This is a genomic window from Nonomuraea roseola (genome assembly GCF_039535395.1).
Classification (GTDB): Bacteria; Actinomycetota; Actinomycetes; order Streptosporangiales; family Streptosporangiaceae; genus Nonomuraea; species Nonomuraea roseola.
The window spans coordinates 463,370-483,554 of the sequence record NZ_BAAAXC010000006.1 but is presented as its reverse complement, the minus strand read 5'-3'; the positions used below and the strand labels follow the sequence as shown (position 1 = coordinate 483,554).

Genomic DNA, 20,185 nt, shown 5'->3' with positions numbered 1-20,185 from the left:
CTGAGGAGATCTCACATGTTCGATGTCGCCGTCGTCGGCGGCGGTCCCGTCGGCATGCTGCTCGCCGCCGAACTCGCCCTCCAGGAGGTCGACGTCGTGGTGGTCGAGCGGCGGGCCGTACCGCCGGCGGAGTCCAGGGCGGGCACGCTGCACGCGCGCACCGCGCAGAGCCTGGAGAGGCGCGGGCTGCTGGCCGAGGTGGGCCACTCGACCTGGGGGAGCGTGCGGTTCCACTTCTCCGGCATGTTCGGGCTCGACCTGGGCGCGGTCGTCGACGACGGCCCGACGCTCGTGGGCAGCCCGCAGGCGTGGGCCGAGCACGTCTTCGCCGAGCGGGCCGTCTCGCTCGGCGCCACGATCCTGCGTGGGCAGGAGGTCACCGGCCTGCTCCAGCACGACGACCACGTGCGCCTGTCCAACGGTGTCGAGGCCCGCTACGTGGTGGGCTGCGACGGCGCCCGCAGCGCCGTCCGCAAGGCCGCGGGCATCCGGTTCACCGGCAGCGGCGCGCGCGTGGCGGCCCTCATGGGAGAGGTACGGCTGCCGCCGGGCCTGCCCGGCGGTTACCACAGAACCCCGCGAGGCTGGCTCATCGTCTGGCCGGGCGGCAGGATCACCACCTACGACTACAGGGGGCCGCACGCCGACAGGGACGCCCCCGTCACGCTCGAGGAGCTGATGGAGGCGGCCGAGCACATCGCGGGCTTCCCCGTCCCGATGTCAGAGCCGCGCAGCCTCACCAGGTACGGCGACGCCTCCCTGCAGGCCGAGACCTATCGCAGCGGCCGGGTGCTACTGGCCGGCGACGCCGCGCACGTCCACTTCCCGTGGGGCGGCCAGGGGCTCAACACCGGCCTCGAGGACGCCTTCAACCTGGGCTGGAAGCTGGCCGCGCAGGTGAAGGGCAGGGCGCCCGAGGGGCTGCTCGACACCTACCACGCCGAGCGGCACCCCGTCGGTGCGAGGGTGCGGTGGAACGTGGCGGCGCAGAACGCGCTGGCCGACCCCGATCCCCGCATGGACCCGCTGCGCGAGCTGTTCGCCGAGCTGATGCGCCTCGACCAGGTCAACGCCTACCTCAGCGGCATGGTCAGCGGCGTGGACACCGTCTACGACGTCGGGGTGCCCGGCGCCGGCTGGATGGCGCCCGATCTCGCCGTCGAGACCGACGAGGGCAGGGTCACGCTGGTCGAGCTGCTGAGGAGGGGGCAGACGCTCTTCCTCGACCTGGCGGGAAGGGACGACCTGGTCTCGGCCGTCGGCTCGCGGACCGAGGTCGTCAGAGGGAAGGCCGACAGCCCCTTCGAAGCCCTGCTGATCAGGCCGGACGGATACGTGGCGTGGACCTCGGAAGCGGGGGACACGGCACTACCTGGAGCACTAGATCGCTGGAACTTGTGAAATATCCGGACAAAAAGTGGTGGGGTCTGTTAGGAAGGTGCGCGATCAAGTAAGCACTAGAGAGGTTCACCGTGGCGCGCGACGAGAACGACAGGCCCGAGATGACCGGGGACGTGCTGTCGGACCGCTGGACCCCTGACTCGGCCGACACCGACGAGCAGCCCGCCGTCGACGCGGAGGGAGAGCCGCGGACGCCCGACCAGGCGCCCGCGCCCGCCCAGGCCGCCGCTCCGCCCGCCCCGCCCACCCAGCAGGTCCCCCCCGAGGCCGCCGACGTCCTCGTCGCCGCCGGTCCGCCCGAGACCGTCGCCCCCGAGGACGTCCCGCTGGTGACGGTCCTGGACGCGCCGCCCGTGGTCGCGCTGGAGGTGCCCGACACCGAGGCGCAGTACCTGCCCCTCGACCAGGGTTACGACGTCTCGGGCGACTCCTCTCCCCGGGGCTTCCTCGGCTCGGGATGGACCGAGGACAGCGGGGCGCCCGAGCGTGAGGTGCGCAGGCGCACCAGGCTCCTGCTGGCGGGCGCCGCGGCCGTCGTGGTGATCGGAGCGGCGGGCGGCTGGATGCTGACCGGCTCGGGCGGCGAGTCCTGCGCGGGCGGAGCGTGCGCCTCCAGCCGTTCGCTGGAGCCCGTGGCCACCGACGCTCCCATCGAGAAGACCGAGACCGACGCCGTGGTGGAGCCGCCGCTCGACCCGTCCCAGACGCCCGAGGCGTCCGCGACGGTCAGTGAGAGCCCCGAGCCGGTGGCTCGCGTCCGGCCGACCAGGACGGCCACGCCGAGGCCGACGGTGAGCCGCGCCGTCGCCCCCGCCACCCGCAAGCCGAGCGCCACCCCCGTGCGCTCGCTCAAGGACGACACCGCCAGGGACGGGACGTCGAAGTCGGAGTCCCCCTCGGAGTCCAGGTCCGAGGCCCCCTCGTCCTCGGAGAGCACCGAGGCGCCTCCCGCCACCGAGCAGCCCGCGCCCGCTCCCACGCAGCAGCAGCCCGCCGAGGAGCCGCGCAGGGGCGGACTCCTGGACTGGCTGTTCGGCTAGAACGCCCTTCACGGCAGCCGCCTTCCCCGTGGGGGAGGGCGGCTGCCGTCGTCATTACCGTACGATCGCGCGAAGGCTGCCGGTCTGACAGACTGGAAATCGCTTTCCGGGAGGGCTCATGGTCACGTTGGAGGACGTCGCCAAACAGGCGGGCGTCTCGCTCGCCACCGCCTCGCGCGTGCTGAACGGCAGCACCCGCCAGGTGGGCGCCTCCCTGCGCGCGCGGGTCGAGCAGGCCGCGGCCGAGCTCGGGTACCGCACCAACTTCGCGGCGCAGACGCTGGCCCGCGGCGCCAGCAAGGTCATCGGCATCGTGGTTCACGACCTCACCGACCCCTACTTCGCCGCGCTGGCCGACGGCGCCATGCGGGTGGCCGCCGAGGAGGGCCTGCTGGTCATGGTGGGCACCACGCACCGCGATCCCGAGCAGGAGATCGCCTACGTCGCCTCGCTCAACGCGCAGCGGGTGCGGGCCGTCCTGCTGGCCGGATCGAGGGTGGACGACCCGCACGTCACAGGGAGGCTGCGCGAGGAGCTCGGCCGCTACCTCGGCAGCGGCGGCAGGGTGGCCTGCGTCGGCCAGGACCTGCTCGACGTCGACACCGTCGCCCCCGCCAACCGTGAAGGCGCCGCCGACCTGGCCAGGTCGCTGGCCGCGCTCGGTCACACCCGCTTCGCCGTGCTCGCCGGCCCCCCTGGGCTGCTGACCGCCGCCGACCGGTGCGCCGGCTTCACCGGCGCGCTCGCCGAGCTGGGGCTGCCCGAGCCGCTGGTGCTCCACGGCCCCTTCGACCGCGACGGCGGCTACGAGGCGGCGGCCAGGACGGGCGAGGCGACCTGCGTGTTCGCGGTCAACGACGTGATGGCGGTCGGCGCGCTGGCCTCCTATCGCGACAGGGGCGTCAGGGTGCCGCAGGACGTGTCCGTGGCCGGCTTCGACGACATCACGACCCTGCGCGACCATGTGCCCGCCCTCACCACGGTACGGCTGCCGCTGGCCGACATGGGGGCCAGGGCGCTGGCCATGGCGCTCGACCTCGGTGAGGAGGCGCGGGTGGAGCGGGTGAGCGGTGAGGTGGTCATGCGTGAGAGCGTCAGAGCAGTGGAGGCATAAGTGAGGCTCGCGGTCAGCACCCTGGGAATGCCGGGGCAGGACCTGACGTCGTCGATCTCGATCGCGGCGGCGGGGGAGTGTGAAGGGCTCGAACTGCGGCTGCATCCCGACACGGGTGTGCACGCGGGGCTGGCGGCCGAGGAGCGGAAGGCGGTGCTGCGGCAGATCACCGACGCGGGCCTCACCGTCGCCGCCCTGGCGGGATATGTCGGTATATGCGACTCCGGGGTGGCGGACACCGACGCCGTCGAGGCCCTCCTGGCCGATCTACGCCTGGCGGCCGATCTCGAGGCGCAGGGCGTGCGGGTCTTCCCGCGAGGGGACGATCCCGCCGTGGGCGCCCGCCGCCTGCGCGCCGTCGCCGACGAGGCCGCCGCCCTGGGCGTGCGCGTGTTCGTCGAGACCCACGACAAGATGGCCACCGGCGCGGCCGTGGCCAGGCTGCTCGACCTGACCGGCAGGCCTGACGCCGCCGTCGCGCTCTGGGACCTGCTGCACCCGTGGCGGCACGGGGAGTCGCCCGCGCAGAGCCTGGCGGCGCTGGCTCCCCACCTGGCCTACGTCCAGGTGAAGGACGCCGTGTCCGCCACCGACACCACGCCCGTCCCCATGGGCTCGGGCACCGTGCCGCTGGAGGAGGCGGGAGAGCTGCTGCGGGCGCACGGCTACGACGGGTGGGTCTCCCTGGAGTGGGAGCGCACCTGGTATCCGCAGGTCGCCCCGGTCGAGGAGATCCTGCCAGGCGCGGCGGCGTGGGTGCGCCGCCACGCCCCCTCGGCAGCCTCGTGAGCGGCGCCTCCCCGGCCGCGCGGCCCAAGGTGCTGGTCGTGGGCATGGACGGCCTGCGCTTCGACCGCATCGCGGCCGTGGGCGCGCCGGTGCTGCTGGAGCTGATGTCGTCGGGCGCCTGCGGAACCGGCCTGCTCCCGTACGGCGAGGCCGCCACGCCGCGCACGGAGTCGCCGGGCGAGGTGGTGCCCAGCCGTACCTCGCAGGACGCCCCGCCGGGCGGCGGCGCGCTCGCGGCCACGATCCTGGGCGCGGCGGCGACGGGAGAGCGGGCCGGCATCGTGGCCAGGACCGACTCGGGGCCAGGATGGTCGTCGATCGCCACAGGCGTGTGGCCGGACAAGCACGGCGTCGTCGACAACGGCTTCGTCGCCGCCGATTTCTCGAAATATCCCGACTTCCTGGTGCGGGCGAAGGCGGCGCGCCCCGACCTGTCCACCTATGCGATCTTCTCGTGGGCGGCGCTCGCCGAGCACGGCGCGTTCGGCGCCGCCATCGACGAGCGGGTGGTGCTCGACGGCTACGCCGACACCTTCGCCGCCTGCGACCTCCTGGTGGCCGACCTGGCCGAGCGCCATCTGGCCGAACAGGATCCCGACCTGGCCTTCGTCTACTTCGGCGACACCGACGAGGTCGCCCACAGGCTCGGGCCGCTGTGCCAGGAGTACGCCGACGCGCTGCTGCTCCAGGACGCCTTCCTCGGCCGCCTGCTGGCGGCGGTCAGGGGACGTCCCTCCTACGCGCGCGAGCGCTGGACCGTGCTGGTCACCACCGACCACGGCCATCTCGACGAGGGCGGGCACGGCGGCGTCACCGACGAGGAGCGCGCCACGTTCGTGATCATGAGCGAGCTCGACCGCCCGACTCCGCCGCTTCGCGCGCCGCGCCTGGTGGACCTGGCCCCGACGGCCCTGTCGCGGGTGGGTGTCGCGATCGACCCCGCCTGGGGTCTGGACGGCCGGCCCCTGGACTGAGCAGGCGCGGAAGACAGAAGTTCATCACTTGATGAATTTTTTTGCGGAAAGGCATTCCGTCATGCCGCTGTGCGCTGCAGACTCTGACGAACAGGGTGAGAAGCACGACTGACGGCAAGGGGAACGCCCGATGAAGACCGCAAGCGCATCGCTCGCACTCGGGTTCGGCGACATCGACGCCGCGATGCTCGCCGAGGTCGGCGGCAAGGCGGCGAACCTGGGTGAGCTGACCAGGGCCGGCCTGCCGGTGCCCCCCGGCTGCTGCCTGACCACGCAGGCCTACCACCGGGTCGCCGAGGGCGCGGGCCTCAAGGAGGTCATCGCCGAGCTGGCGAGCACGGCGGCGGCGGACACCCCCGCGTTGGCCGAGCTGGCGGGCAGGGCGAGAGCGCTGCTGCTGGAGGCCCCCGTTCCCGAGGAGGTGCGCGCCGCCATCGCCGAGTGCTACGCGCGGCTCGGCGAGGGGGCGCCGGTGGCGGTGCGGTCGTCGGCGACGGCCGAGGACCTGCCGTACGCGAGCTTCGCGGGTCAGCAGGACACCTACCTCAACGTCGTCGGGGCCGAGGCCGTGCAGGACGCCGTCCGCCGCTGCTGGGCCTCTCTCTGGACCGACAGAGCGGTGGCCTACCGCGCCTCCAACGGGATCGACCATGCCGCGGTACGGCTGGCGGTCGTGCTCCAGCGGATGGTCGAGGCCGAGGTGGCGGGTGTGATGTTCACCGCCAACCCGGTGACGGGGCGCCGCCGCGAGGCCGTCATCGACGCGGCACCCGGGCTCGGCGAGGCCGTGGTGTCAGGGGCGGTCAACCCCGACAGGTTCGTGGTGGACCTGGCGAGCACGCGGATCGTCGAGCGCAGGATCGGCGACAAGCGGGTGGCGATCCGCTCACTGCCAGGAGGCGGCACCGAGCGGATCGAGACCCCCTCGGGCGAGCCTTGCCTCACCGACGAGCGGGTGCGCGCGCTGGCCGCGCTGGGTGCCAGGGTGGAGGACCATTACGGCTCCCCGCAGGACACCGAGTGGGCGATCGACGCCGACGGCACGCTCTGGCTCACCCAGGCCAGGCCGATCACCACCCTCTACCCCGTGCCCGAGAGCGACAAGGACGGCCTGCGCGTCTACTTCTCGGTGAACGTCGCCCAGGGCGTCATGCGCCCGTTCACCCCGATGGGGATGGCGGCCTTCAAACTGGTGAGCGCGGGCGCGGCGGCGTTGTGCGGCTTCCCGCCCGCCGACCGGCTGGCCGGAGCGCCCATCATGGCCGAGGCGGGGCAGCGGCTGTTCCTCGACATCACGCCCGCCGTCCGGAGCAGGGCGGGCCGGACGATCCTGCCGCGGATGCTCGCCGTCGGCGAGGCCCGCGCGGGGGTGATCTTCCAGCAGGTCGCGCAGGACCCCAGGCTCTCGGTCACCAGCACCTCGATGCGCCCCTTCATCCGTACGGCGATGCGGGCGGCCGGCCGCATCGGCGCGCCCGAGCGCGTGGCCCTCGCGCTGGCCAGGCCGCGGGCGGCGCTCGCCTTCACCAGGCGTCTCGGAGAGAAGCTGGAGGCCAGGCTGGAGATCAGCCCGGACGCCACCGCCGAGCAGCGGCTCGACCACGCCGAGCGGGTGCTGCGCGGCACGTTCCCGACGATCCTGTCGATCATGCCGATCGCCATCGCCGGCTACGCGGGCCTGGGCCTGGCGGGAAAGCTGTCGGGCGCGAAGGGCGAGCAACTGCAGGCCGTCCTGCGCAGCCTGCCGAACAACCCCACCACCGAGATGGACCTGGAGCTGTGGCACCTGGCCAGGGACATCGCCGCCGACCCCGAGGCGGCCGCCCAGTTCAGGTCCGCGCGGGTGAGCGAGCTCGCCGACGCCTACGAGCGCGGCGAGCTCAGGGCGCAGCGGGCGGTCGCCGGCTTCCTGTCCAGGTACGGCCACCGCGGCGTCGCCGAGATCGACCTGGGCATGCCGCGCTGGTCCGACGAGCCCGCGCACATCCTCGGCGTGCTGGCCAACTACCTGCGCCTCGACAGCGAGGACCTGGCGCCCGACGCGATGTTCGCCAGGGGCGCCAGGGAAGCCGAGCGGGCGGTGCGGACGATCGTCGCCATGGCCGAGGCCAGGGGCAGGCTGCGAGGACGGCTGGCGGCCTTCGCCCTGCGCAGGACCAGGATGTTCGCGGGACTGCGCGAGCTGCCGAAGTACTACGCGGTCGAGGTGCTGGCCGCGGTACGGCGCAGCATGCGCGTGGTGGGCGAGGAACTGGTGGCCAAGGACGTGCTCGACAGCGCCGACGACGTCTACTTCCTCGACCTGCGCGAGACGCGCCAGGCGCTGACCGGCGGCTCGCTGAGAGAGCTGGTGGCCCGGCGGAGAGCCGCCTACGAGCAGGAGGTGCGCCGCCGTCACGTGCCCAGGATGCTGCTGTCGGACGGCACCGAGCCGGAGGCGCTGGCGGTCAGGGCCGAGGCGGGGGAGGGCGCGCTCACCGGCACCCCCGCCTCGGCGGGGACGGTCACAGGGACCGCCAGGGTGGTGCTCGACCCGATCGGCGCGCACCTGGAGCCGGGCGAGATCCTCGTCGCGCCCTCCACCGACCCGGGCTGGACGCCGCTGTTCCTGACGGCGGGAGGGCTGGTGATGGAGATGGGCGGCTCGATGTCGCACGGCGCGGTGGTGGCCAGGGAGTACGGCATCCCCGCGGTCGTCGGGGTGGCCGACGCCACGCACGCGATCGTCACAGGAGCGACGATCACCGTGGACGGCTCCAGTGGGGTCGTCTCGATCGCCGGCTGAGCCCCGTCACCTCCGGCGGGAGGGGGTCGCCCCGGGCGCCGGCTCCTGGCGCCCGGGAGGAGACGGAGTCAGGCGACGAGGGCGGCGAAGCGCTCCTTCATCGTCGCCATCACCGTGTCGGGGTCGGCCGCCCACACGTCGGCGTTGAAGATCTCCACCTCGATGTCGCCGGTGTAGCCCGCCTCCAGCACCGCCTTCGTGAGCGGGGCGAAGTCGATCACGCCGTCGCCCATCATGCCCCTGCCGAGCAGCACGTCGGAGGGGAGCGGTTGCAGGAAGTCGCACACCTGGTAGGAGGCGATCCGCTCGCCCGCCCGCGCGATCTGCTCGTACACCGAGGGGTCCCACCACACGTGGAAGGTGTCGACGACCACACCCACCTGCGACGAAGGGTACGGCGAGGCCAGATCGAGCGCCTGGCCGAGGGTCGAGAGCACGGCCCTGTCTGCGCAGTACATCGGATGCAGCGGCTCCAGCGCCAGCCGTACCCCCCGCTCGCCCGCGTAGGGTGCCAGCACCGACAGCGCCTCGGCCACCTGGGCGCGCGCGCCCGCCAGGTCGCGGGAGAAGCCCTCGGAGGGAGCCTGGCCCGCGGGGACGCCCGGCAGACCGCCGACGACCATCACCAGGCAGGCCGCGCCGAGCTCGGCGGCCTCGTCGATCGCCCTCAGGTTGTCGTCGAGCGCCTCCCTGGAGCCGCTGGTCAGGAAGCCGCCCCTGCACAGCGACGAGACCCGCAGGCCCGCGTCGCGCACCAGCCTGACCGACTCGGCCAGGCCCTGCGCGGCGACCTCCTGCCGCCACAGCCCGATCGCCTCGAGGCCGTGCCTGACGCACCCGTCGACGGCCTCGGCCACCGTCCACCGCTTGGTGGTCCACTGGTTCAGCGCCGGCTTCACAGCCCGTTCACCGCCAGCAACGACCGCATCCGGTGGACGGCCAGCTCCTGGTCGGCCAGCAGGCCGGCCCGGTCGGCCAGCGTGAACACCTCGCACAGGTGCGGGAGCGACCTGGCCGCCTGGGCGCCGTTGACCATGGCGAAGGCGTCCTGGTGGCCGTTGAGCCAGGCCAGGAAGACGATGCCGGTCTTGTAGTTGTAGGTGGGCGTCTCGAAGATCTTGCGCGACAGCGGCACCGTCGGGGCGAGGATCTCGTCGTAGTGGGCCAGCAGCCGCTCGCGGGCGTCCTCGGTGCAGGCGGCCTCCGCCGCGTCGAGCACCTGCAGGGCGGCCGCCGCGGCGGGCGCGATCGCGTCGAAGATGCCGAGCAGCGCGTGCGAGCCGGTCCTGATCAGCGAGGGGTAGTTGAAGTCGTCACCGGTGTAGAGCTTGACGCCCTCGGGCAGCGCGGCCCGCAGCGCCACCTCGTGCTCCTCGTCCAGCAGCGACACCTTGACGCCTTCGACGGAGGAGGCGTGCGCGTGGATCAGCTCGAGGAAGGACTCGGTGGCCCGCGAGACGTCGCGCGAGCCCCAGTATCCGGCCAGCTGGGGATCGAACATCTCGCCCAGCCAGTGCAGGATCACCGGGCGGCCCGCCACGCCGAACAGCTTGCCGTACACCTGGTGGTAGTCGGCGGGGCCGGTGGCGACGCGGGCCAGCTGGCGGGAGGCCATCACGATCACGCCCGCGCCCGCGTCGCGCACGGTCTCGATCTGCTCGGCGTAGGCGGCGGTGATCTCGTCGAGGGTGGCCGCCTGCGGCGCGTGGTCGGTGCCCGCGCCGCAGGCCACCAGCTCGGCGGCGTCGCCGAAGGAGCGGGCCTCCTCGGCGCTGCGCCTGATCAGCGAGCGGGTGGCCGCCCAGTCGAGGCCCATGTTGCGCTGCGCGGTGTCCATGGCGTCGGCGACGCGCAGGCCGTGCGACCACAGATGGCGCCTGAAGCGCAGGGTCGCCTCCCAGTCGACCGCCGCGGGGGAGCCCGGGGTGTTGTCGCCCAGCGGGTCGGCGACCACGTGGGCCGCCGCGTAGACGACGCGGCTGGTGGCCGGCCGCTCGACGGCCGGCCAGACGACGGGCTCGGCGAGCGTGTAGGGGCCCGAGGGCAGATCGATTCTCACCGCTCCTCCAGCGCGATCCTGCGGCCCTCCGCCGAGCTGCGCAGCCCGAGCTCGGCCAGCCGCACGCCACGCGCGCCCGAGGCGAAGTCGTAGGGGAAGGGGGCGTCCTCCACGACGTGCCTGACGAACAGCTCCCACTGCGTCTTGAAGCCGTTGTCGAAGTCGGCGTTGTCGGGCACCTCCTGCCAGTCGTCGCGGAAGCGCGCGGTGACGGGCAGGTCGGGGTTCCAGACCGGCTTGGGCGTGGTGGCGCGGCTCTGCACGCGGCAGTTGCGCAGGCCCGCGACGGCGCTGCCGTGCGTGCCGTCCACCTGGAACTCCACCAGCTCGTCACGGTTCACCCTGACCGCCCACGAGGAGTTGATCTGCGCGATGATGCCGCCCTTCAGCTCGAAGACGCCGTAGGCGGCGTCGTCGGCGGTCGCCTCGTAGGTGCGGCCCTGCTCGTCGACGCGCGAGGGAATGTGCGTGACGGCCTTGGCGTAGACCGACTCGACCTCGCCGAAGAGGTTCTCCAGCACGTAGTGCCAGTGCGGGAACATGTCGAGGATGATGCCGCCGCCGTCGGCCGAGCGGTAGTTCCACGAGGGCCGCTGAGCGCTCTGCCAGTCGCCCTCGAAGACCCAGTAGCCGAACTCGCCGCGCACCGACAGGATGCGGCCGAAGAAGCCGCCGTCGATGAGCCGCTTCAGCTTGAGCAGGCCGGGCAGGAACAGCTTGTCCTGGACGACGCCGTTCTTGATCCCCTTGGCCTTGGCCGCCTCGGCGAGCGCCACGGCCTCCTGCACGGTCTCGGCGGTGGGCTTCTCCGCGTAGACGTGCTTGCCCGCCTCGATCGCCTTCAGCACCGACTTGACCCGCGCCTGGGTGACCTGGGCGTCGAAGTAGACGTCGGCCTGCTCGAGGGCGGAGTCGAGGTCGGTGGTGTAGTCGGCGATGCCGTGCTTCGCGGCGAGGTCGGCGAGCTTGGCCTCGCTGCGGCCGACCAGGATGGGGCGCAGGACGACCCTGTCGCCGTCGGAGAGCGTCACGCCGCCCTGCTCGTTGATGGCCAGGACCGACCGGACCAGATGCTGGCGGTAGCCCATCCGCCCGGTGACGCCGTTCATCACGACGCTGATGGTGCGCACGCTCATGTGACCTCTCCTAAGGGGAAAGCGCTTTCCAGAAGACCGTAAGGCCGTGGACGCCGGGGCGTCAAGCGGTCTAGAGGATGCCCTTGGTCTCGAGCCTGTCGAGCGCCTTGGCCAGCGGGTGGGCGGCCAGGCCGATCTGCCACTCGCGCGCGCCGAGCGAGCGCAGCCGCTCGGCGACCGACTCGTCGCTGATCTGGGCGGGCGGCTCCCATGTGAGCCTGCGCACCGCTTCGGGCTGCAGGAGGTTCTCCGTCGGCATGCGGTGCTCGTCGGCCAGCGCGGCGACCACCGCGCGGGCGGCGGCCAGCCGCTTGGCGGCGGCGGGATCGCGGTCGGGCCAGCGGTTGGCCGGCGGCGGCCCTTCGCCGGGCGTGCTGGGCGCGGGCAGCTCGGAGTCGGCGAGCGTGCGCGCCCTGTGGACGGCGTCGAGCCAGGCCCCCATGTGGCGCCTGGCGGACCTGCCGGTGAAGGCGGTGATGTCGGTCAGCGCCTTCTTGGTGCGCGGCATCTCGAGCGCCGCGGTGATGATCGCGGCGTCGGGCAGGACCCTGCCGGGCGCGATGTCGCCCTCGCGGGCGATCTGGTCGCGCATGGTCCACAGCTCGCGGACGATCGCCAGCGCCCGCACGTTGCGGACCTTGTGGATGCCCGAGGTGCGCCGCCACGGGTCGGATCTCGGCGGCGCGGGCGGCATGGCCAGGATCGCGGCGAACTCCTCCTGCGCCCACGCCAGCTTGCCGCTGGCGACCAGTTCGTCGTGGAGCACGTCGCGCAGCTCGACCAGCACCTCCACGTCGAGCGCGGCGTAGCGGAGCCAGTCTTCGGGCAGCGGCCTGGTCGACCAGTCGGCCGCCGAATGCCCCTTCTCCAGGCGCAGCCCGAGGACGGTCTCGACCATCGTGCCCAGGCCGACCCGCTCGTAGCCGAGCAGCCGGCCCGCCAGCTCGGTGTCGAACATCCTGCGCGGCCTGAACCCCACCTCGGCCAGGCACGGCAGGTCCTGCGAGGCGGCGTGCAGCACGATCTCGGCGTCGGCGACCGCCGCGTCGAGCTCCGACAGGTCGGGGCAGACGATCGGGTCGATCAGCGCGCTGCCGGCTCCCGCACGGCGCAGTTGCACCAGGTAGGCGCGGCCGCCGTAGCGGTAACCCGAGGCGCGCTCGGCGTCGACGGCCACCGGGCCGCTGCCCTTGGCGAACGCCTCGACGGTGGCCTCGAGCCCCTGCCTCGAGGTGACGACCGGCGGGATGCCCTCGCGCGGCTCGAGGAGGGGGACGACGGCCTCGGTGGTGCTCTCACTGCTTTCGGTCACGGCCTGGTGGACTCCGGATCTTCGCGACGGCGCGGCATCGTGGCCACGTCGGGTGGGAGCGGTGGGATGCCTGCCGCCAGGCACATCAGGTCGCACCAGGCGGCGACATGGCCGGAGAGGTCCTCCTGCGAGGGAGACCACGACGCGCGCAGCTCCAACTCGGTGGAGACGGGGTCGTCGGCCTTGTCGCCGAAGCCCTCGGAGACCGCCCTGGTCACCGTGCCGCCCGCCGCCGAGTAGCCCGCCTCGCGAGAGTCGAGGGCCTCGGTCAGCCAGCTCCACACCACGGGCCCCAGCATGGGGTCGGAGGTGATCTCGGGCTCCATGTCGGCCCTGACGTAGGCGACCAGGCGGAACTGGCCCTGCCAGCCGCGCTGGCCCTCCGGGTCGAACAGCAGGATCAGCCTGCCGACCGCCAGCTCCTCGTCGTCGCGGTAGACCGAGGCGCCGATGGCGGCGCTGAAGGGCGCGAGCCGCTGGGGAGCCGGGAGGTCCTCCAGCTCGATCTCCGGCCTGACCTCGGCCATGCGCAGGCTCTCGACCGCCCGCCTGAAGGCGGCGGGGGCCTGCGGCGCGTCACCGAGGGTCATAGCCGAAGCGTAGGTCGAGGTCGGTCGCATGGGGACCACGGGGGTGCTCATCCGGGCCGATCAAGCCGCGACCGTCAGCGGGCGCGAGCCTGGCTCTGACGGCTCGAAGGGACCGGCGAGCAGCGCGTGACCGCACTCGAGGCACGCCCACTCGGGGCAGACCTCGTGCCCCTCCATGCATGGCGGCTGCTCGAACGGCCTCTCACCTGCGCATGAGGGGCAGTGCTCACTGCGGCGCTCGGGGGAACTCCACAACGCGGTCATCGGTACGGAGCCTTTCTTCGCGGACGTGGCTCCGACGTTGGCATGCCGCGCTGACAATTCCGCGCAACGCGCTCGGCGTGTCCTGAAAGTGAGGCGGTATTCGATGACGCGCGGTGGATTGGCGAACATTTGGTCCAGTCAGGAGGGGATTTGGGGGCGACCGTGAGATGAACTGTACCTGGGCGACGCGAAGCTCGGGGCCCGGTCCGGATGGCAGGCCCGAGCTAAAGGGATGAACTGCGCTAAACCTCTACTTCGACTCCTGATCGTGACTTTAGCCCTCGCATGCGTATGTTTCCGATTAGCGCCGGTGGAGCGACCGCCACCATGGCGTGGCACCCTTGAATGGTGAATCTCGCCGACTCCGCCTTCCTGCGCGCCTGCCGTCGCCAGCCCGTCGACCACACCCCGGTCTGGTACATGCGGCAGGCAGGGCGTTCGCTGCCCGAATACCTCAAGGTGCGCGAGGGCGTGCCCATGCTGACCGCGTGCGCGACGCCCGACCTGATCGTCGAGATCACCATGCAGCCGGTGCGCCGCTACGGCGTCGACGCGGCCATCTTCTTCAGCGACATCGTCGTGCCGCTCAAGGCCATCGGCGTCGACCTCGACATCAAGCCGGGTGTGGGCCCGGTCATCGCCGACCCGATCCGCGACAGGGCCGGCCTCGAGGTCCTGCGCCCGCTCGAGCCCGGCGACGTGCCCTACGTGACCGAGGCGATCCAGAGCCTGGTCGGCGAGCTGGGCTCCACGCCGCTGATCGGCTTCGCGGGCGCGCCGTTCACGCTCGCCTCCTACCTGATCGAGGGCGGCCCCTCCAAGAACCACGACCACACCAAGGCCATGATGTACGGCGAGCCCGCGCTGTGGCACGCGCTCATGGAGCGCCTGACCGACATCGTGAGCCGGCACCTGCGCGTCCAGATCGACGCGGGCGCCTCGGCGATCCAGCTGTTCGACTCATGGGTGGGGGCGGTCGCGCCCGACGACTACCGCGAGTTCGTCCTGCCGTACACCAGACGGATCTTCGAGGCGGTGCCCGACGTGCCGCGCATCCACTTCGGGGTGGGCACGGGCGAGCTGCTCGGCGTGCTCGGCGAGGCGGGCGCCGACGTGGTGGGCGTCGACTGGCGCGTGCCGCTCGACGAGGCCGCGCGGCGCGTCGGGCCTGGCAGGGCGCTGCAGGGCAACCTCGACCCCGCGATCCTGCTGGCCCCGTGGGAGGCCGTCGAGCGCAAGGCGCTGAGCATCCTCGAGCAGGGGCGCTCGGCCGAGGGCCACGTGTTCAACCTCGGTCACGGGGTGCTGCCGAGCACCGACCCCGACCAGCTGCGCCGCCTCACCGACCTGGTCCACTCCTTCCGCTGACGCCTCACAGGCGCAGCTGGTCCAGGCTGAGCTTGACGATCAGGGCGGCCACCACGCACAGCAGCGTCGCCCTGATGAAGGCCGCGCCCCTGCGCAGCGCCGTGCGGGTGCCGACGCGGGCGCCGAGGACGTTGCAGGCGGCCATGCCGAGTCCGAGCAGCCAGAACACCTGGCCCTGCGCGGCGAACACCACCAGCGCGCCCAGGTTGGCCCCCACGTTGACGACCTTCGCGGTCGCCGAGCCCATGACGAAGTCCAGCCCGAGCAGCGTGGTGAGGGCGATGAGGATCATCGCGCCCGTTCCCGGCCCGACCAGGCCGTTGTAGAACGGCAGCACGACCCCGACCAGCACGACGGCGGGCACGAGGGTGCGCCGGCGCGCGGGGCGCCGCCGTACGCGTGTGCCCAGGGTGGGCCTGGCGACCACCGCACCGCCACCAGGGCCAGCGTCACCAGCACGAACGGCCTGAAGACCTCGGCGGGCACCTGGCCCGCGGTGACGGCGCCCGCCCCCGAGAGCGCGACCGCCAGCACCGTCGCGGGCACCGCCACCCGCGCCTCCACGCGGACCCTCCTGGCGAAGCCCACCGCCGAGACCGTCGTCCCCGCGATCGACGACAGCTTGTCGGTCGCCAGCACGGCGGGCGGCGGTGCGGCGGGCAGGGCGAGCAGCTGCACCAGCCCTCCTCCGCCCACGACGGCGTCCACCCACCCCGCGGCCAGCGCGACGGCGAGCAACAACAAGATCAGCTCGACTTTCACCCGATATCCCCCGAAGTGCCCAGGTCCCCTGAGGGGAAGGTCCCAAGTGGCCGTTGGGCGGACGTTGTGCCACCGTTGGGCGGGTGCATTTCGGGGTGTTGGGGCGGCTGTCAATCAGCCGTGACGGGGAAGCTGTCGAGGTGACCTCCGCCAAACAGCGCACGCTGCTGGCCGTGCTGCTGACCGAGGCGAACAGGCCCGTGCCCCCCGGCAGGCTGGCCGAGGCCGCCTGGGGCGAGGCCCCTCCTGCGCCCGCGACGCTGCGCTGGCACGTCCACCACGTACGGCAGGCGCTCGGCGGCGACCGCCTCACCCGCCAGCCGGAGGGCTACCTCCTCACCGTCCACCCCGGCGAGCTCGACGCCGAGCGCTTCGAGCGCCTGTGCGCCTCGGCCGCCGGCCTCGACGACCCCGCCCGGATCGCCGAGGTCCTGGGAAGGGCGCTCGCGCTGTGGCGCGGCCCCGCCTACGCCGACCTGCCGGGCGAGGCCGTGGGGGAGGAGGCCGCCAGGCTCGAGGAGCTGCGCCTGCGCGCGGTCGAACAGCGCGCCGAGTCGATGCTCGCGCTCGGCAGGGCCGAGGAGACCGTCGAAGGGCTGGCCGCCGCCGTCGCCGCGCACCCCTTACGTGAACGGCTGCGCGAGCAGCTCATGAGGGCGCTTCGCCTGGCCGGCAGACGCGCCGACGCCCTGCGCAGCTACCAGGAGGCGCGCGAGCTGCTGGCCGAGGAGCTCGGCATCGAGCCTGGCCGCGGGCTGAGGGAGCTGAACGCGGAGATCCTGCGGGAGGAGAGCCCCGTCGCCGCCTTACGGCCCGCGCAGCTGCCGCCCGACGTCTTCCCCTTCACAGGACGCGCCGCCGAGCTGTCCGCGCTGGACGGCGCGCCGCCGCTCATCGTGATCAGCGGTACCGGAGGGGTGGGGAAGACGGGCCTGGCGGTGCACTGGGCCCACCGGGTGGCCGACCGCTACCCCGACGGCCAGTTCTATGTGGACCTGCGAGGACAGGCCGCCCCGCTGGACCCCGCCGACGTGCTCGAACGCTTCTGCCACGCGCTCGGCGTCACCCGCCTGCCCGCAGGGCTCGAGGAGCGCACGGCCCTCTACCGGAGCCTGCTGCGCGACAGGCGGATGCTGATCCTGCTCGACAACGCGGCGGGCGCCGCGCAGGTCAGGCCGCTGCTGCCCGGTGCGGGAGGCTGCCGCGTCGTGGTGACGGGGCGCAGGCGCTTCGACGGGCTCGTGGCGGGGGAGGGAGCCCTGCCCCTCCAGCTCGACGTCCTGCCGCCGGAGGAGGCCGCCGCCCTGGTCGCCCGCCTCGCCTCGCGTGAGCGGCCCGAGGGCGGGGCGGGGCGGGAGCAGGAGATGGAGTCGCTGTCGCGGGTGGCGGCGCTGTGCGACGGGCTGCCGCTCGCGCTGCGCATCGCTGGAGCGCGCCTGGCCACCCGGCCAGGCTGGACCGTCCAGGACATGGCCGCCAGGCTGGAGCGGGAGCGCCGCCGCCTCGACGAGCTGCGCGCGGGGGAGCTCGACGTGCGGGCGGGCTTCGAGCTGAGCCACCGCGCCCTGTCCGGGGCCGAGCGGACCCTCTTCGAACGGCTCGGCCTGCTCGACCTGCCCGGCGGCTACGCGCCCTGGATCGCCGCCGCCCTGCTCGACGGCTCGACGGAGGAGGCGGCGGACCTGCTCGAACGGCTGGCCGACGCCCAGCTCGTCCTGCCGCTCGGCACCGACCCCTCCGGCCAGCAGCGCTACCGCTTGCACGACCTGATCCGGCTGTTCGCCCGCGAGCGCGCCGACGCCGCCATGGAGCCCGCCGTCAGGCAGAAGGCGCTGAGCAGGGCGTTCGAGGCCTTCCTCGCGCTGGCGGAGGAGGCGGTCTCCCGCGACTATCTCGACGGTTTCATCCCCTTCCACGGCGAGGCGCCACGCTGGAGGCCGGAGCCCGGGGTGTCAGCCACCGTGCTCGCCGAGCCGCTGGCCTGGCTCGAGGCCGAACGCCGCACGCTCACAGGGCTGGTCGAACGCTCGGCCGAGCTCGGCCTGACGACGCACTGCTGGGACCTGGCGCTGTCGGGGGTGCGGCTGTACGAGCTCAGGGGCTACCTCGACGACTGGAGGGCCACCGCGCGGCTGGCGCTGGGGGCCTGCCGCGCCCATGGCGACAGAAGGGGCGAGAACGCGATGCTGGTCTCGCTCGGGGCGCTGGCGACGATCGAGCGCCGTTACGCGGAGGCGCGCCCGCTGCTGACCGAGGCGCTGCCCGAGGTGAGCGGCCACACCAGGATCCTGGCCCTGGCCAACCTGGCCTCGGTCGAGCGCAGGACGGGCAGGCCCGAGGCGGCGCTCCCGCTCTACGAGGAGGCGCTGGCCCTGGTGCGGCAGACCCAGGACCCGCCCGTCCTCGGGCTCACGCTGTGCTTCATGTCGGGCGTCTACGAGGACCTGGAGCGCTACACCGAGGCGGAGGCGCTGCTGACCGGCGTGCCCACCTTCGGCATCGGGCGGATCGAGGTGGAGGTCTCGACCCGCCTGGGCAGGATCGCGTTGCGCAGGGGCGAGCACGCCAGGGCGTACGAGCTGTACCGCACCGTGGTCGAGATCGCGGGCTCCTGGGGCGACCTGGCCCACGTCGCGATGGGCCTGGAGGGCAAGGGAAAGGCGCTGGCGGGTTTGGGCAGGACGAGGGAGGCGGCCGCCGTCCTGTCCGAGGCGGCGCGGCTGTCGGCGGGCGTGGGCGAGAGCGCCCGCGCCGAGGAGATCCGCGGCGTGCTGGATCGGCTGACCGCCGCGCGCGCGGATCAGTCGGAGGAGGGACGAGCGTCGTCGTCCTCGGGCTGACGGGACGGCGCGCCGTGGGTCACCGGCACGGGAGGCGGCGAAGCCTTCGGCGGCGAGGGACGGCGGGCGCGGAGCCGCCGTACGAGCAGCAGGAGGGCGACGGCCAGCGGCACGATGACGATCAGCCACGGCAGCAGCGTGCCGATCACGGTCAGCAGCACCTTCACGAAGCCGACCAGCGCCGACCAGCCCGCCGCCAGCCCGCCGAGGAAGCCCGCGGGCTCGTCGGACGGCTCGGCCACGGGCGTGGAGGGCCCGACCAGCCGCAGCGTGAGGGTCGCCATCGCGACCTGCGAGGCCAGCGCCTTCTGCCTGGCCTGCAGCGACTCCATCTCGGACTCGCGTGAGGCGATCTCCCGCTCGACCTGGATCACCTGGCCGACGGTGTCGGCCTTGGCCAGCAGCGCGCGCATGGCGGCGAGCGCCTGCTCGGCCGACTTCAGCCTGCTGGCGACGTCGGCGACCTCCTCGGTCACGTCGCTGGTGTTCTGCCGCAGCGACTCGCGCTTGCCGATCTCCTTGCCGAGCCGGTCGAGCACCTGCGCGTAGACCGCGGGCGGCACCTTGAAGATCAGGGTGGCCTCGCCTCCTCCGCCGTCGAAGGAGCCGGAGTCCTCACTGGCCAGATGGCCGCCCGCCCCGGTGACCAGCTGCTTGGCCTGGTCGGCCGCCTTGGTGACGTCCTTGGCGCGCACCGTCAGCTGCGACACGTAGATGATCGACCGCTGCTCGGGCGCGACCTTGACCTGCTCGGCCCCGCGCCCGCCCCCGCGTGTCGCCGGTGTTCTCGGGGCCTCGCCGGACTGCTCCGTCACGTCGGAGTCGTAGGCGGGGCTGATCTGCTGGGGGGCGGAGCCCGATGTGGCGGCCTCGCCTCCGCCGCCGCCGCAGCCGGACACGAGGAGTGCGGCGCACGCCGCGGTCAACGCCATGCCGTACCGGAATCTGGTCATACCCGTGAGACGGACGCGAGCTGCCCGGTGCTGTCACGAAGATGTCACGTTCGTCCCTCCGGTCGATCACGGCGACCACTTGGAGGGCAGGGAAGTCATCCTGGGGTACGAGGAGGGAGACGATCTCGTGACACAGGCTGAAGAGATGCGCTCGCTTCCGGACAAACTCCACAGGACGTTCTTCAAGTCGATGTCGCTGCTGCCTGCCAGAGGACAGGGCCTCCTTCTGCGGCACTACTTCGAGTGGTTCCACCGCACGCCCGACCCGTGGCGGCACGCCGTCGACCCCTACGAGGCCAGGAAGTACGCCACCACGCTCGCGCACGTCGAGGGCGACACCTTCGACAGGGTCCTCGACGTGGGCTGCAGCGAGGGAACCTTCACGCTGCTGGCGGCCGAGTCCTATCCGGAGGCCGACGTGCTCGGCGTGGACGTCTCCGAGCGCGCCGTCCACAGGGCCGCGTCCAGGTCGAAGGCCCGCCCGAGCGGCAGGACCAGGTTCGCGGCGATGGACTTCCTGAACCAGGACCCCGGCGGGCGCTTCGACCTGGTCGTGTGCGCGGAGACGCTCTACTACGTCGGCAGGGACGACAGGCTGCGCCTGGCCTCCGAGCGGCTGCGCTCCTTCCTCGCCCCCGGCGGCACGCTCGTCATGGTGCACCCGTGGCCCGAGGCCCGCCGCCTGCACCGCTTCGTGGACGGCGACCCGCTGCTCGTCAGGCGGGACGAACAGGTCGAACACGACGGCGGCAGGCCCTACGCCGTCAGCTCTTACCGGCTCCGGTAGCAGGTCCGGAG

Annotated in this window: 17 protein-coding genes; 9 read left to right on the top strand and 8 right to left on the bottom strand. The window is 73.0% G+C overall.

What is annotated here, in order from left to right:
* The first annotated feature begins 15 nt into the window (after window positions 1-15).
* The 6 genes from ABFX55_RS07945 to ABFX55_RS07920 all read left to right on the top strand — a co-directional run bounded on the left by ABFX55_RS07945 (window position 16) and on the right by ABFX55_RS07920 (window position 8,103).
* On the top strand, window positions 16-1,401 hold the full coding sequence (locus ABFX55_RS07945; RefSeq protein ID WP_346119086.1) for an FAD-dependent monooxygenase: 1,386 nt from the start codon (window positions 16-18) through the stop codon (window positions 1,399-1,401).
* Window positions 1,402-1,472: 71 nt separating this feature from the next.
* Window positions 1,473-2,441, top strand: coding sequence for a hypothetical protein (locus ABFX55_RS07940; RefSeq protein ID WP_346119084.1), 969 nt, complete (start codon window positions 1,473-1,475; stop codon window positions 2,439-2,441).
* Between the two features lie 118 nt (window positions 2,442-2,559).
* Entirely contained in the window at window positions 2,560-3,555 is a 996-nt protein-coding gene (locus ABFX55_RS07935; protein ID WP_346119082.1) for a LacI family DNA-binding transcriptional regulator, read from the top strand.
* Window positions 3,556-4,344 carry a sugar phosphate isomerase/epimerase family protein gene (locus ABFX55_RS07930; protein WP_346119080.1) on the top strand — a complete coding sequence of 263 codons (789 nt, stop codon included), beginning with the start codon at window positions 3,556-3,558 and terminating at the stop codon, window positions 4,342-4,344. It abuts the gene before it with no gap.
* Complete coding sequence (locus ABFX55_RS07925) at window positions 4,341-5,318, top strand: alkaline phosphatase family protein (protein ID WP_346119078.1); 978 nt, start codon at window positions 4,341-4,343, stop codon at window positions 5,316-5,318. Before ABFX55_RS07930 ends, ABFX55_RS07925 begins: the two co-directional genes overlap by 4 nt.
* A gap of 130 nt (window positions 5,319-5,448) precedes the next feature.
* The gene (locus ABFX55_RS07920; protein WP_346119076.1) at window positions 5,449-8,103 is read left to right on the top strand and encodes a PEP/pyruvate-binding domain-containing protein; all 2,655 of its coding nucleotides are present in this window, start codon (window positions 5,449-5,451) and stop codon (window positions 8,101-8,103) included.
* A gap of 68 nt (window positions 8,104-8,171) precedes the next feature.
* Here the strand turns inward: ABFX55_RS07920 and ABFX55_RS07915 are convergent, their stop codons facing one another.
* The 5 genes from ABFX55_RS07915 to ABFX55_RS07895 form a co-directional block, all read right to left on the bottom strand.
* Window positions 8,172-9,002 carry a sugar phosphate isomerase/epimerase family protein gene (locus ABFX55_RS07915; RefSeq protein ID WP_346119074.1) on the bottom strand — a complete coding sequence of 277 codons (831 nt, stop codon included), beginning with the start codon at window positions 9,000-9,002 and terminating at the stop codon, window positions 8,172-8,174.
* Window positions 8,999-10,162, bottom strand: a complete 1,164-nt coding sequence (locus tag ABFX55_RS07910) for a dihydrodipicolinate synthase family protein (protein WP_346119072.1) — start codon at window positions 10,160-10,162, stop codon at window positions 8,999-9,001. Before ABFX55_RS07910 ends, ABFX55_RS07915 begins: the two co-directional genes overlap by 4 nt.
* Window positions 10,159-11,298, bottom strand: a complete 1,140-nt coding sequence (locus tag ABFX55_RS07905) for a Gfo/Idh/MocA family protein (protein WP_346119070.1) — start codon at window positions 11,296-11,298, stop codon at window positions 10,159-10,161. Before ABFX55_RS07905 ends, ABFX55_RS07910 begins: the two co-directional genes overlap by 4 nt.
* A gap of 70 nt (window positions 11,299-11,368) precedes the next feature.
* Window positions 11,369-12,610, bottom strand: coding sequence for an HRDC domain-containing protein (locus tag ABFX55_RS07900; RefSeq protein ID WP_346119068.1), 1,242 nt, complete (start codon window positions 12,608-12,610; stop codon window positions 11,369-11,371).
* Window positions 12,607-13,200, bottom strand: a complete 594-nt coding sequence (locus tag ABFX55_RS07895) for a DUF3000 domain-containing protein (RefSeq protein WP_346119066.1) — start codon at window positions 13,198-13,200, stop codon at window positions 12,607-12,609. Before ABFX55_RS07895 ends, ABFX55_RS07900 begins: the two co-directional genes overlap by 4 nt.
* 612 nt (window positions 13,201-13,812) lie before the next feature.
* Here ABFX55_RS07895 and hemE point away from each other — a divergent pair.
* Entirely contained in the window at window positions 13,813-14,832 is a 1,020-nt protein-coding gene (gene hemE / locus ABFX55_RS07890) for a uroporphyrinogen decarboxylase (RefSeq protein WP_312895495.1), read from the top strand.
* Between the two features lie 4 nt (window positions 14,833-14,836).
* Here the strand turns inward: hemE and ABFX55_RS07885 are convergent, their stop codons facing one another.
* Both ABFX55_RS07885 and ABFX55_RS07880 read right to left on the bottom strand, forming a co-directional pair.
* On the bottom strand, window positions 14,837-15,169 hold the full coding sequence (locus ABFX55_RS07885) for a TSUP family transporter (protein WP_346119064.1): 333 nt from the start codon (window positions 15,167-15,169) through the stop codon (window positions 14,837-14,839).
* The gene (locus tag ABFX55_RS07880; RefSeq protein WP_346119062.1) at window positions 15,121-15,594 is read right to left on the bottom strand and encodes a TSUP family transporter; all 474 of its coding nucleotides are present in this window, start codon (window positions 15,592-15,594) and stop codon (window positions 15,121-15,123) included. Before ABFX55_RS07880 ends, ABFX55_RS07885 begins: the two co-directional genes overlap by 49 nt.
* A 140-nt stretch (window positions 15,595-15,734) precedes the next feature.
* Here ABFX55_RS07880 and ABFX55_RS07875 point away from each other — a divergent pair, with 140 nt between their 5' ends.
* The gene (locus ABFX55_RS07875) at window positions 15,735-18,434 is read left to right on the top strand and encodes an AfsR/SARP family transcriptional regulator (RefSeq protein ID WP_346119060.1); all 2,700 of its coding nucleotides are present in this window, start codon (window positions 15,735-15,737) and stop codon (window positions 18,432-18,434) included.
* On the opposite strand, the gene ABFX55_RS07870 is transcribed toward ABFX55_RS07875, so the two are convergent.
* Window positions 18,395-19,387: a DUF4349 domain-containing protein gene (locus ABFX55_RS07870; RefSeq protein ID WP_346119059.1), complete on the bottom strand. Its 993-nt coding sequence runs from the start codon at window positions 19,385-19,387 to the stop codon at window positions 18,395-18,397. The two genes, ABFX55_RS07875 and ABFX55_RS07870, sit on opposite strands and share 40 nt — an antisense overlap.
* 127 nt (window positions 19,388-19,514) lie before the next feature.
* Here ABFX55_RS07870 and ABFX55_RS07865 point away from each other — a divergent pair, with 127 nt between their 5' ends.
* A complete protein-coding gene (locus tag ABFX55_RS07865) occupies window positions 19,515-20,174 on the top strand; it encodes a class I SAM-dependent methyltransferase (protein ID WP_346119057.1) in 660 nt (219 codons plus the stop codon).
* Window positions 20,175-20,185 lie beyond the last annotated feature (11 nt).

Bases quoted from the DNA above. Each gene is read 5' to 3' on its own strand.
- ABFX55_RS07870 (WP_346119059.1), bottom strand. From the start codon at position 19,387: ATGACCAGATTCCGGTACGGCATGGCGTTGACCGCGGCGTGCGCCGCA.
- ABFX55_RS07935 (WP_346119082.1), top strand. From the start codon at position 2,560: ATGGTCACGTTGGAGGACGTCGCCAAACAGGCGGGCGTCTCGCTCGCC.
- ABFX55_RS07945 (WP_346119086.1), top strand. From the start codon at position 16: ATGTTCGATGTCGCCGTCGTCGGCGGCGGTCCCGTCGGCATGCTGCTC.
- ABFX55_RS07895 (WP_346119066.1), bottom strand. From the start codon at position 13,200: ATGACCCTCGGTGACGCGCCGCAGGCCCCCGCCGCCTTCAGGCGGGCG.
- ABFX55_RS07905 (WP_346119070.1), bottom strand. From the start codon at position 11,298: ATGAGCGTGCGCACCATCAGCGTCGTGATGAACGGCGTCACCGGGCGG.
- ABFX55_RS07920 (WP_346119076.1), top strand. From the start codon at position 5,449: ATGAAGACCGCAAGCGCATCGCTCGCACTCGGGTTCGGCGACATCGAC.